The organism is Saccharibacillus endophyticus, from assembly GCF_013185185.1.
GTDB classification, from domain to species: Bacteria; Bacillota; Bacilli; order Paenibacillales; family Paenibacillaceae; genus Saccharibacillus; species Saccharibacillus endophyticus.
In genome coordinates, this window is sequence record NZ_JAAZWE010000006.1 from 14,733 (window position 1) to 27,462 (window position 12,730).

At 54.8% G+C, this 12,730-nt stretch carries 11 protein-coding genes; 1 reads left to right on the plus strand and 10 read right to left on the minus strand.

Features of this window, described 5'->3' with window-relative positions; translation table 11 throughout:
- Positions 1 to 4: 4 nt before the first annotated feature.
- The 8 genes from HRQ63_RS19905 to HRQ63_RS19940 form a co-directional block, all read right to left on the minus strand.
- Positions 5 to 790: a hypothetical protein gene (locus tag HRQ63_RS19905; protein WP_172246948.1), complete on the minus strand. Its 786-nt coding sequence runs from the start codon at positions 788 to 790 to the stop codon at positions 5 to 7.
- A complete protein-coding gene (locus HRQ63_RS19910; protein ID WP_172246949.1) occupies positions 738 to 1,385 on the minus strand; it encodes an RNA polymerase sigma factor in 648 nt (215 codons plus the stop codon). The genes HRQ63_RS19905 and HRQ63_RS19910 overlap by 53 nt, the downstream gene beginning before the upstream one ends.
- Before the next feature lie 460 nt (positions 1,386 to 1,845).
- On the minus strand, positions 1,846 to 3,183 hold the full coding sequence (locus HRQ63_RS19915) for an L-lactate MFS transporter (RefSeq protein ID WP_229714074.1): 1,338 nt from the start codon (positions 3,181 to 3,183) through the stop codon (positions 1,846 to 1,848).
- Positions 3,184 to 3,337: 154 nt separating this feature from the next.
- A complete protein-coding gene (locus tag HRQ63_RS19920; RefSeq protein ID WP_172247265.1) occupies positions 3,338 to 4,138 on the minus strand; it encodes a LytR/AlgR family response regulator transcription factor in 801 nt (266 codons plus the stop codon).
- Positions 4,139 to 4,140: 2 nt separating this feature from the next.
- Positions 4,141 to 5,814, minus strand: coding sequence for a sensor histidine kinase (locus tag HRQ63_RS19925; protein WP_172246950.1), 1,674 nt, complete (start codon positions 5,812 to 5,814; stop codon positions 4,141 to 4,143).
- Between the two features lie 97 nt (positions 5,815 to 5,911).
- Positions 5,912 to 7,963 carry an ATP-dependent DNA helicase RecG gene (gene recG, locus HRQ63_RS19930; RefSeq protein WP_172246951.1) on the minus strand — a complete coding sequence of 684 codons (2,052 nt, stop codon included), beginning with the start codon at positions 7,961 to 7,963 and terminating at the stop codon, positions 5,912 to 5,914.
- Positions 7,964 to 7,974: 11 nt separating this feature from the next.
- Positions 7,975 to 8,838: a DegV family protein gene (locus HRQ63_RS19935; RefSeq protein ID WP_172246952.1), complete on the minus strand. Its 864-nt coding sequence runs from the start codon at positions 8,836 to 8,838 to the stop codon at positions 7,975 to 7,977.
- A gap of 386 nt (positions 8,839 to 9,224) precedes the next feature.
- On the minus strand, positions 9,225 to 11,003 hold the full coding sequence (locus tag HRQ63_RS19940) for a DAK2 domain-containing protein (protein WP_172246953.1): 1,779 nt from the start codon (positions 11,001 to 11,003) through the stop codon (positions 9,225 to 9,227).
- Between the two features lie 419 nt (positions 11,004 to 11,422).
- On the opposite strand from HRQ63_RS19940, the gene rpmB reads away from it, so the two are divergent.
- Positions 11,423 to 11,611, plus strand: a complete 189-nt coding sequence (gene rpmB, locus HRQ63_RS19945; RefSeq protein ID WP_084778233.1) for a 50S ribosomal protein L28 — start codon at positions 11,423 to 11,425, stop codon at positions 11,609 to 11,611.
- Positions 11,612 to 11,812: 201 nt separating this feature from the next.
- Here rpmB and HRQ63_RS19950 read toward each other — a convergent pair whose 3' ends face one another.
- Positions 11,813 to 12,067, minus strand: a complete 255-nt coding sequence (locus HRQ63_RS19950) for a hypothetical protein (protein WP_037289597.1) — start codon at positions 12,065 to 12,067, stop codon at positions 11,813 to 11,815.
- Positions 12,064 to 12,729: a ribulose-phosphate 3-epimerase gene (rpe, locus tag HRQ63_RS19955; RefSeq protein ID WP_172246954.1), complete on the minus strand. Its 666-nt coding sequence runs from the start codon at positions 12,727 to 12,729 to the stop codon at positions 12,064 to 12,066. Before rpe ends, HRQ63_RS19950 begins: the two co-directional genes overlap by 4 nt.
- Between the last annotated feature and the right edge of the window lies 1 nt (position 12,730).

Genomic DNA, 12,730 nt, shown 5'->3' on the forward strand with positions numbered 1-12,730 from the left:
GGACTTAAGTCAACTTCGGTTTAAAATACAACAGGCGCCGGGCCTGACCCACGTAAACGGCGGCTCCCAGCAGAATCAACGCCGCATAAGCATAAACGGGAATACTGGACAGCAAACCCAGATATCCGTGCGGCTGCGCGATCCATAGCCCGACATTGAGCAGCGGCCACAGACCGACCAGCCCGTAACGGCTTGCAGCAGTCCGTCCGCGCAATTGTCCGTACAGGAAAGCAGCGGCGAACAAAAACAACGACGACACCGACAGCAGCACGCCGCGCAGGATGTCCACCTGCTGCGAAGCTATCGCGATCCAGCATACGAAACCGATATTCAACACCAGCGAGACAGCGGCGAAAGTCAGCATGCGAAGCGACGCGAGCTGGTATACGTTGTAGCGGCAGGACATTTCCACCTGATACGTATCGCGCCTGCGCAGATCCGCAAAGAAAATAACGGAAACTGCCAGGTACAGCAAAGGCGACACGATGAAGATAAACGCGTAGATGCCCTCCGTATCGGCATTGGACAGTACGAACAAAGCCATAAATACGAGGACTCCCAAGCCCAACGCCAGCACGAACACGATCTCCGTCAAATCCCGGAACAGATGCCGGAAGCCGAGCTGACGATACATCGCGCCTACCTGGCTTGAAAAGGAAGGACGAACCGGCAGCGCTTCATCCACGATAGAAGCGACGTGCAGCCGAATGTCGCGTTCGTCCGGATAATCGATATCGTCAAACGCCGGCCGTTCGCCGCTTCGAAGCTGTGTTTCCCGATTGTTCTTCATTCCGCTCCTCCTCGAATTTTTGTTTGATTTTGCGAATAGTCGCGTAGTAGTGCGTTTTGACCGTCGAATCCGGCAAGCTCATAATCTGCGAAATCTCGGCAAAAGTCTGCTCCGCGAACAGCTTCAGCCTGACAATCTCCTGCGCGCGCCATTCGAACGTCCGCAGCAGTTCCAGCACCCGGCCCGCTTCATCGCGCCGTTCGAGTTCCAGCGTGAAGTCTTCGTTCGCCGAAAACTCAAAGTCTTCGATCGGATCGGTCAGCTTGGCATTCCGATGGGCTTTCGAACGAAAATGATCGATCACCCGATTAGTGGCGATCCGATATAACCAGGTTCGCAGCGACGCCGTTTTCCCTTCGAACGAACCGATGCTGCGCAGCATGCTGACGAATATATCCTGAGTGAGATCCAACGCATGCTCCCGATCCTGAAGTTGACGGTAGACAAAAGCGTAAATCTCGCGGTAGTAGATCGAAACCAACTCGTCGGCGGCCGCACGGTCGCCTTTTCGCTGAACGCGCCGTATTAACCGTGCCTCATGTGCGGTTAGCTTTGTTGGTTCTTTTCCTTCTTCATTGCTATAGGTTGTCTGCATAAACGTGTTCCGCCGACCTCCTCTCCCCGATTTCATCAAGCCTTATTATCCGTCTAATCATATATGCGTTAGGCGCAAGCAAAAAGTCGGGAATTTTTAATCTTTTTTTAAAAACACAAAAAAGCCCCGACGAAAATCCGCTGGGACTGAATGTGTCGAGAACATCTAACGTGACTGGAAGCTAGAAAACGGAGAGAGAAATTCAGTGTAGGTGAAGGCTTTCGAAGAAAGCCACTTCGGGAGCATATGCTAACGAATTTCTCTCGGAGTTTTCTCGCTTCCCGCGCCGAAATGATTTTCTAGACAGACTGAAGCCCCGGCGGAAATACGCCGGGGCTTTTAGCCAACATCATATGTCTTTGTATCGGGGACCCGTTCGTTCCCGGCGCCAAACCGGAAAGTTCCGCAAACCGCTCGAATCCCCGGCAGCTTTTTCTTTCCAAGCCGATGCGTCCGTCGATCAGATGCCTTTGGTTTGCGGGTTGAGCCGCATGCCTTTGCCGTCTTTGCCTTGAGCATCTTTGCCGCGGGCATCTTTGCCGAGCTCTTCTTCGCCTGCCGCCGTTGCTTCGGAATCGGATTCCGAGACGACCTGCGCGGCTGTCGGTGCTTTAACCCACATGGCGATCAGGAACGACAGCGCGCACAGCACGCCGATCACGAGGAACGTCGGTTTGAATCCGCCGAGCAGCGCCGCGATGAACGAAGCGGACAACGCGCCGAGCCCGAAGCCTTGGTAAATCACGCCGTAGTTTTTACCTTGATTTTTCAGGCCGAAGAAGTCGCTGACGATCGCCGGGAATACGGTGATATTGCCGCCGAAGCAGAAAGCGATAGCCGCGACGCTGGCGAAGAACAACGGATAAGTCAATGTCGCGAAGCTGAGTACCATGACCGCCGCGAACGTAACGAGCAGCGCGCCGGATACCACTTTCAGGCGACCGACTTTATCGGACAGGGGACCGAGGATCAGGCGTCCGGCGGTATTGAAGATCGCGATCATCGCTACGGCGTTGGCGGCTGTCGCCACGTCCAGTCCCGCCAAGCGCACGCCGATGTCTTTGACGCTGCCGATCAGGTACAGTCCGCTCATGCAGGCCGTGAAGAATACGACGAACAGCAGGTAAGCTTGTTTGGTTTTCAGCATTTCTTTGACCGTGAAGTCTTTGACGCGAACGCCGGAAGCCGAAGCCGGAGTCGCCGCAACCGCTGCTTCGCGAATCAGGAACGATCCGAACACGACCATCGCCAGAACGATAATGCCCCAGATCAGGAAAGCCTGCGATACGCCCCGCGATTCGATCATGGAGCCGTTGATGTATTTGAAAATCAAGCTGCCCGTGCCGTACGCGCCGACCGATACGCCGGACATCAAACCTTTATGTTTCGGGAACCATTTGATCAGATTGGACAGCGAGCTCATGTACGCCGTACCGTCGGCATAACCGACCAGCACGCCCGCGACCAGATACAGCAGTCCGAGCGACGTGACCTGCGAAGAAAGCATCAGGCCGATGCCGAGCACGATGCCCGAAGCGGCGATCAGTTTGCGAATGCCGAATTTGTCCTGAAGCTTGCCGGAAAACAACGTGGCAAACGCAAGGGCGAAGCTCGTGATCGAGAACGTCATCGCCGTGCCGCCCAGTTCCCAACCGAATTTGTCCGCGAGCGGTTGGTTGAACAGGCTCCACGTATAGATCGTACCGAGTCCCATCTGTACGATGATGGTACCGATCACGATCCATAGACGGTTGACCTGCATCGAAGGGTTGTCGTTGGTTTTCGAAATGGCTGTCATCTCTATTCCTTCTCTCATTCGTTTTACGTTTCGTTTGAACATCTCTTATGGCTTCATTATAAGCTTGAGCGTTCGGATGAGAGCGTTTTGGGAATGAGTTGCCGGAAATGCGGAATGAAATGCACGGCAGCCGCCTTGAACGTTTTGAAACCGCTTAAATACGCATCAATTGCCGGAATTCTTTGGCTTTGCTGCGGCTCACCGGAACTTCCGCGTTCACGTCTCGCAATCGCAGCAGATACGTGTTGTTGAACCACGGAACGATCTCGCGGATCTTCGACAAATTGACCGTATACGAGCGATGGCAGCGGAAAAATTTGTCCTGCGGCAGATTCGCCTGAAAATCGGAAATGCTCATATGCATCGTATACTCTTCTTTTCGCGTGTAAACCAGCGTTGTTTTCTCCTGGGCCGAGGCGTAATAAATATCGTCCGCGTCGACTACGATGATCTTGTCGTCTTTGTACAGGTTGATTCGGTGATTGGCCTGAGCAAGAACGGCAGACGCTTCCGCGCTCGCCTGAGACGTTCCGCCGGCAGCCCCGCCATGTGCATGGATTGCGAAATCTTCGGCTTCCTCCCGCTGCTTTTTCGCCGCGAACGCCGCTTCCAGCTTATTCAGCATCGCCGCGATGCGCGGTTCGTGATAGGGCTTCAAAATGTAATCAAACGCCTCGATCTCGAACGCTTCCGCCGCATGCTCCTTGTACGCCGTCGTGAACACGATATAAGGCTTGTTCGCGAACTTGCTGACGCTTTTGGCGAGCAGCACCCCGTCGAGCGACGGAATATTGATATCGAGAAAAATGACGTCCACATCGTTCCCCTGCAAAAACTTCAGCACGTCGATCCCGTCTTCGAATTTGCCGACGATCTGTACCGAACTGTTTTTGCCGATCAGGTAATCCAGTTCTTCCATCGCCAAAAACTCGTCTTCCACGATGATTCCTTTCATGCTCATTCACGATCCCCCTTTCCGACTGTAAAGCCGATCACCGTTCCTTTATCCGCCCTGCGAATATCCACGCCTTGCCCATAAATCAGCTTGAGTCGTTCGTGCACGTTCGACAGCCCGATTTTATTGGACGGCATGCTGCCGCTTTGAATCCGTTCGATCACGGACCGGTCGATGCCTACGCCCGTGTCCGCGATTTCGAAACGCACTCGGTCGCCTTCGTTTTTGACGCGGATCGTGACGGTGCCTTTGCCTTTATCTTTTAAAATGCCGTGCACGATCGCGTTCTCGACCAGCGGCTGGATAATGAGGCTCGGAATCTTCACGTCCGTCTCGTCGTCGATATCGTACTCTACCTGAAGGCGGTTGCCGAAGCGGGCTTTTTCGATCTCCACGTAATCTTTCACCTGCTGAAGCTCGCGGTGCACTTCGATCAGTTCGTCGTTCAATTCCAAATTATAACGCAGGTACCCGGACAAATTGATAATCAGCTCGCGCGCTTTGTCGGGATCGAGCCGGATCGACGAAGCAATGGCGTTCAGCGCGTTAAACAGAAAGTGCGGGCTGATTTTGGTCTGGAGCGCTTTGATCTCGGCTTTGTCCGCCATCGCTTTGATCTGCTCCACCCGGGACACCTCCATCAGCGTGGAAATGATCTGCGACAAGCCCACCGCCAGCTCGCGCAGCGAATACGTGATCTGATGCGCATGCCGGTAGTAGATTTTGAGCGCGCCGGTCACGACTCCTTTTTCCTGCAGCGGGATAATGATCATCGATTTGATCCACTCGTTGCGGTGGTCGGCGTCGTTGTTGCGTATGGTGATGCTGCCGCTTCGGATCGACTGCTTCGTTTCTTCGGTCATGATCTCATGCCCGATATTGTAGCGCTCCTGTCCGAAGCCCGAATACGCCAAAATATGACTGGTATCGGTAATCGCTACCGCGTCCGCGCCGATTTTTTGCTCGATGATTTCGCAAATCCGCAGCAAAGAGAGACTGTCCACTTTACGAAAATACGGCAGCGTCTCGTTCGCGATGTCGAGCGCAAGCTTCGCCTGCTTGGCGGCCACGTTTTCTTTTTCCTCTTCGACGCTCTGCACCAGCATAACGATCAATCCGATCATCACCTGCGCCAAAATCATCGGAGCCGCGATTTTCGATACGATGTCCAATCCCAGCGCATAAGGTTCGGCCATCCATAAAATCAACAGCATCGTCAGCACTTCGCACAGCATGCCGGCCGCGATCCCGTATAACCAGCGTTTTCGCTTGGCGACGCGCAGATGAATGAGTCCGGACACGCCTCCCGCCACGATGCTCGTAATCAGGCAGGGCAGCGCGGTCACGCCTCCGATATCGATCAGGTAACGGTGAACGCCCGCAACGATCCCCGTGACGATCCCGACCCAAGGCCCGAACAGCAGTCCCCCCGACATGATCGCCACGATGCGGACGTTCACGAGCGAGCCTTCCACGCTGATGCCCATATAGGTTCCGAAAATGGCAAACAACCCGAAGATCGCGGTAACGGTGACGAGATCCTGCGGGCGATACTCTTCTTTTTGAAAAACGGCTTTGAAGCGCGGGATGCGCGTGAGCACGAACAAACACATCAGCAGCAGCGATCCCCGTTCGAACAACTGCAAAAAAATAGCCAGCGGATGCGTCGGGTCCATAGCGGAAATTCCTCCTTTCGGTTTTTCCAAAAGCAAAACCGCCGGCTTGCCCGCCGACGGTTGCAAAACGATACTCTCATGGCGCATAAGCCAGAACTTAGTCGATCAGCTCGCCGCGGAACTTCTCTTCCTTCTCCAAGTTGGCGCGCAAGCTCTCGTAAGCGGGCGACGTCCAGAAAAACGAATCTTCGACCAGCTTCGCCGCGTCATCGCGCGCCTGCTCCAACACTTTAAAGTCGGCGACCATATCGGCAACTTTGAACTCCGGCAGGCCGCTTTGCTTCGTGCCGAAAAATTCGCCCGGTCCGCGCAGCTCCAGATCGCGCCGAGACACTTCGAAGCCGTCGTTCGTATCGGTCATAACGCCCATGCGCTGCCGGCCCATTTCGGATTTCGGATCGGCGATCAACACGCAGTACGACGCATGTTCGCCCCGTCCGACACGGCCGCGAAGCTGATGGAGTTGGGATAACCCGAAGCGGTCCGCGTCCATGATCACCATCAATGTCGCATTCGGCACGTCGACCCCGACTTCGACCACGGTCGTCGACACCAGCAGCTGCGTATCTCCGGCGTAAAATTGACGCATCGTTTCTTCCTTCTCCGCCGCGTTCATGCGTCCGTGAAGCAGGCCCACCTTGAACTCCGGCAGCGACTGGCTCATTTGCAGATGCAGGTCGATCGCGTTTTGCACGTCGAGATTTTCCGATTCCTCGATCAACGGACAGATCATGTAAGCCTGCCGTCCTTGGCCCACCTCGCGGCGGATAAAGCCCAGTACCCGCTCCATCATCTCGTGTTTGACCCAATACGTTTCGATCGGCACGCGGCCTTTCGGACGCTCCGCGATCGTCGAGACGTCCATATCGCCGAACGCCGTGATCGCAAGCGTCCGCGGAATCGGCGTAGCGGTCATCGTCAGCACGTCGGGATTATAACCTTTGCGACGCAAAACGCTCCGCTGATTGACGCCGAAGCGGTGCTGCTCGTCCGTCACCACAAGGCCCAGTGAACGGAAATTGACTTCTTCTTGAATGAGCGCATGCGTGCCGATCAGGATATCGATCATGCCCATTTGCAGACCGGCCAGCAGATCTTTGCGCTTGCGTCCGGTGATACTGCTTGTTAGCAGGCCGACGGTGATATTGAACGGCTCGAACATCTTTTGCAAGGAACGCGTGTGCTGCTCGGCCAAAATTTCGGTCGGAACCATCAATGCTCCCTGGAACCCGGAACGAACGGACGTAAAAAGCGCGATCGCGGCGACTGCCGTTTTACCGGAGCCGACATCCCCTTGAAGCAAACGATTCATGCTGGCTTCGGAACGCATGTCTTTTAAAATCTCCAATTCGACGTTCTTCTGCGCATCCGTCAGCTCGAACGGCAGGCTGCGCACGAACTCGCGGATCACCGAGTTGGGCGTGGTATGCACCACGCCGTCGCGGCGCTCGCGATTGAGGGAACGGTACGCCTGAAGCTTGAGTTGGAACAGGAACAATTCTTCATAAACCATCCGCTTGCGCGCTTCTTGGCCTTCGGCGAGATCGCCGGGCTGATGCAGCAGACGAATCGCTTGCGGACGCGGCATCAGCTCATATTTTTTCACCAATTCTTCCGGCAGCACTTCTTCAAGCTGATCGCCGTATTGGTCGAGCGCATTCCCGATGGCTTTGCGCAGCGAATTCTGCGTCAGATCGCCGCCGACGGAATAGACGGGCTGGAGCGAACCGCTGCGAATGACCCCGCGATCCGGAAACTCCGACTGCGTGACGTTCATCTGCAATCGGCGTCCGTCCCATTTGCCGGTCAGAATAATCTCGCGGTCCAGTTCCAACTGATCTTTCAGATAGTTGCGATTGAACCATACGGCGGTAAACATCGAGTAGTCCGCCAGCACTTTGCAGCTCAGTTTCGTTTTTTTGCCGAAACGCTGCACGATCGGCATACCGACGATCTTGGCCTGTACGGTGGCTTTATCTCCGTCTTTGACGTCGCCGAGCGACTTCTGCCGGTAATCTTCGTAACGGAACGGAAAATATTCGATCAGGTCTTTGACGGTAAAAATGCCAACGGCGTGAAGCTCCTCCACCTTGCGAGCGCCCACACCGTTGACTTCTTTCACCGGGATTTGGTCCAGGTGTATATTCATTGCGCTCTCCCTTATTTAACGGAAGGCCAGATATAGATCGCGTTGCAGCCCGGCCCGACATGCGTACCGACGACGGAACCGATATGCGAATAGACGACATCGCCGACCTCGAAATGCTGACGCAGCAGTTCAAGGATCTCGTCGGCTGATTCCGGCTTGACCGTATGGCCGATCGCCACGTCGACTTTGCCCGCGCTGCCGAGTTCCTGTTTAAACAGTTCCACGACCCGAGCCAAAGCTTTTTTGCGTCCTCTGGCCTTCTCTACCGCATAAATGACGCCTTCCTTGTCGATCGACAGGATGGGCTTGATATTCAGCAGGGTGCCCAGCACGGCTGCCGCACGGCCGATCCGGCCGCCTTTCTGCAAATACTCCAACGTATCGACGAGGAAGTACAAGCTCCGCGCCGATTGAAGACGCTCCACTTCGGCTTGAATATCCTGCGGCGAAGCCCCGCTCTGCGCCATCTCGGCCGCACGAACCACCATCAGGCCGAAACCGTACGAAGCGGATCGCGAATCGATCAGGGTGATATCCGCATCCTCGTTCTCCAGCATCGACTTTCCAAGCGTCGCCGACTGGAAGGTTCCGCTCATTCCCGTCGAGATGTGGATGGAAACGATCGGCGCTCCCGGATGCTGCTCCAGTACGCGCTGATAAGCCTCGGTGAATTCGATCGGTGAAGGCTGCGACGTCGTCGGCAGCTTGTCCGCGGCCACGAGGCGTTGATAGAATTCCGATGCTTTGATATCGACGCCGTCAAGCAGCGCCGTATCGCCGAACATGACTTTGAGCGGTACAACGACAATGCCGAGACGTTCGATCAGTTCTTCGGGGATATCGGATGTACTGTCGGTTACGATAATCGGGTTCATGAGGGTCACCGTCCTTTAATTTAGGGGCAGCGGCCTAAGGCTGGCCGGAATTCTTTTTTGAAAGTCCTGTCCGATTGAAAAATGCCTGGCAGGCTGCGGGTAATTCCGTTTCGGTCGCGTGCTGCAAAAGGGAAGCTTGATTGAAATAAAGCTGTGGCTTCCCTTTTGCAAAGGCGAGCGCTACAGACAAAGCTTCGATGGGAAGGCTTCGAAGGTCTGTGGCTCCTGCACTGGAATTACCCTCCGCCAATCGGCTTTATCAATACGACCCACTTTCAAACGAATTCCGGCCTTTTACGGCCGATTAGGGTGCAGCGGGAAGCAATAGAAGCTAAATATGTGCTGCAAAGCAGGCTGGCATACGGCATGTTCGCCTTTTTATTAGATCAAGCTTCCACGGAGAACATGTAATCGTAAACCGGTTGGCCGCCGGTGTGGAATTCGACTTCGGCGTCCGGGTACTGTTCGGTCAGCCATTCGGCCAACTCGGCAGTCTCGGATTCGGAAGCGTCCTGGCCGGTGAGCAGGGTGATGACTTCGTCGCCGCTTTCGACCATGGCCGCCAGCAGGTTTTTGCTGGTTGTCAGGCGGTCTTCGGCCGTGGCGACGATCTTGGAGTTGAAGATGCCGATATAATGGCCGGCCGTGATGTCCAGATCGTCGAACGTCGTGTCGCGCACGGCGTGCGTGATCTGGCCCGTTTTCACGTGTTTGATGGCTTCGTTCATCTGCTCGGCATTGGCTTCCGGGGATTCTTCTTCCTGGAAGGCCAGCGCTGCGGCGATGCCCTGCGGGATGCTCTTGCACGGAACGACGGTAATCTGGCGTTCGCCTTCGAGCAGATCGCGGGCCTGCTGGGCGGCAAGCACGATGTTCGAGTTGTTCGGCAGCAGGAAAATATGCTGGGCCGAAAGCTGTCCGATCGCGTTCACGAAGTCTTCGGTGCTCGGGTTCATCGTTTGTCCCCCGGACAATACGATATCGACGCCCAGGCTTTTGAAGATCTCTTCGATGCCCGCTCCGCTGGCAACAGCGATAAAGCCGTACGGTGCAACTTCGTCGGCAGGCAGAGCCGAAAGTTCCTCCGGAGCCGGAGTCGGTGCCGGAATATCGGCGAACAATTCCGGCGGAGCCGCTCCGTCCATGCCCGCATGAAGCAGGTCGCGGTGCTGCTCGCGCATATTCAAGATATGAATCTGCGTGATTTCTCCGTAACGCAACGCAAGCGTCATCACTTCGCCTGGCGTTTTGGAGTGAACGTGGACTTTAACGATATCGTCGTCCGCGATAATGATGATGGAATCCCCGTTGACGGACAGCGCTTTCCGGAAAGCTTCTTCGTCGAAGAAATCCCGGGGGCCGTCACCTAATCCGCGGTTGATGAAAAACTCCATGTCGTACAAGAATTCGATATTTTCGGTTTCCAGTTGAGCCTGGGCGGACGCTTGGATATGCGAAGCCTGAGCTGCGGCAGCGGCTGCCGGAACGGACGGCTCGGCCTTCGTCGAAACGCTCGCGGCGGAAGGACGGGCCGATTCCCCCGATGCCCCGTTTTCCAGATAGTCCAAGAAGCCTTCGTAAATGTAAACGAGACCTTGACCGCCCGAGTCCACAACGCCGACCTGCTTCAACACGGGAAGTTGTTCGGGCGTGCGGTCAAGCGCGTATTGAGCCTTAGCAAGCACTTCGCGCATCAGTTCCACGACATCCGTCGTGCGGCGCGCATAAGTGGCCGCGTGCTTGGCCGCTTCTTTGGCAACGGTAAGAATCGTGCCTTCGACCGGCTTTACGACAGCTTTGTAAGCCGTCTCCACGCCGATTTGAAGCGCCGCCGCGAATTGTATCGCATTCAGTTCCTGATGCGAAGCCGCATAACGGCCGAATCCCCGGAACAACTGCGACAAAATAACGCCGGAATTGCCTCGCGCCCCCATCAGCAGTCCTTTGGACAAAATGGTTGCCGACTGGCCGATCGACGCCGAGCTGCGCTCGCGAAGTTCGGTCACCCCCGCCGTCATCGTTAAATTCATGTTCGTGCCCGTGTCGCCGTCCGGCACCGGGAATACGTTCAACGCATTCACATGCTCCGCCTGACGCGAAAGTTTGTCCGCACCGGCCAATACCATGCCTGTAAAATCAGTTCCGTTAATCGAACGCCTGCTCAATGAAAATTCCCCTTCCTCAAACCTACTGGATACGCAAACGCCGAAATTCGGAAACGTCCGCTTTCTATTCGATGTCTAAACCCGTACATGCACTCGCTCATGCTCGCTTGCCCATGCTTATCATGCGTGCACCGGAAACCAGGTTTCCGTCCCCCGCGGTAATGTACAGGCCCTTATAACCGATATTACCCACCCTTTGCCGGATCCATACAGGTAACTACGTTTATACTCCCACACATCATGAGCCTTTTGCAAAATCCGGGCAATGTTTCCAAGCAGATTTTGCAAAAGGCCCCACCTAATATTGTACTATAAGCTTACGTAGAAATAAATAAAGTTTTTAGAACCGTTGACGGAGCTTTTTTTGTTGTGTTATGATGTTTTAAGTGTTGTTTGATCTAAGCAAGGAGGTGTCATTCATGGCTCGCAGATGTTTTGTATCGGGAAAGAAACCAAGCACCGGCAATAACGTTTCCCACGCTAACAACCGCAACCGTCGTACTTGGGGAGTTAACGTCCAAAAGGTTCGCATCCTCGTAAACGGCAAACCGAAACGCGTATACGTTAGCACCCGTGCTCTTAAATCGGGTAAAGTAACTCGCGTTTAATCCAGATATAGACGAGAAAGCACCTTCTTTGGAAGGTGTTTTTTAGTTTATGTCTTTCATGTGTCCATGTTGTCACATGAATGCTTCGAACCGCAATTCGCGGTATAAAAATAAGCCGCAGGGCTCTCCGATCGAGAGCCCTGCGGCTTATTTGTTGGATTCGTCAGAATATCGCTTTTCCGCCATCCGCGAACCTTTTCCTTAAATCAGGCCCATCCGGTAACGGATCGACGCGATCAATACCGTGAAGAACAGGAAGTACACAACCACGAAAACAATAAACATAATCTTCGGTCCACGCTCTTCAAGCTTTCGGAAATACCAGACTACCAACCCCGCGGCAAGCAGACCCACCAATGCGTTAAAAGGCACCGGCAGAAAAGCGAAAACCGCGATCAGCAGTCCGACGACCGAAGTAATCAACGCAAGCATCAGCGTGGATTTAAAATTGTTCATATGCCTTGCTCCGCACTCTCGCGAATCGTTCGGATAGCCCCCGCACGATCTGCGGCTCCGTATACGGCACTGCCCGCGACAAGTACGTCCGCGCCTGCCGCAACCACCTTCGCCGCCGTATCTGCCGCTATGCCTCCGTCTACTTCGATATGCAATCCGGTCAAACCGAGCGAATTCGCCAGTTCCCGGGTTTCCCGAATCTTCTCTACCGTACGCTCGATGAATGCCTGGCCCCCGAAGCCGGGGTTAACGGTCATGATCAACACCAGATCCAGATCTTCCAACACTTCGCGGATCGCCGACACCGGAGTACCCGGATTGAGCGCTACGCCGGCTTTGACGCCTTGTTCCTTAATCAAGTGCACAACCCGGTGCAAGTGAACGCAAGCTTCAGCATGAACCGTAATGACCGAAGCTCCTGCTTTGGCGAATTCCGGTATGTAATTTTCCGGATTTTCGATCATCAAATGAACATCGAGCGGCAGTTTGGTATGCGGCGCGATCGAACGCATGATCGGAGCGCCGAATGAAATGTTCGGAACGAAACGTCCGTCCATGACGTCGACATGCAGCCAATCCGCACCGCCGTTTTCCACTTCCGCAACGTCGGCTCCAAGCTTCGAGAAATCCGCGGACAATATCGAAGGAGCAATCAATACCATA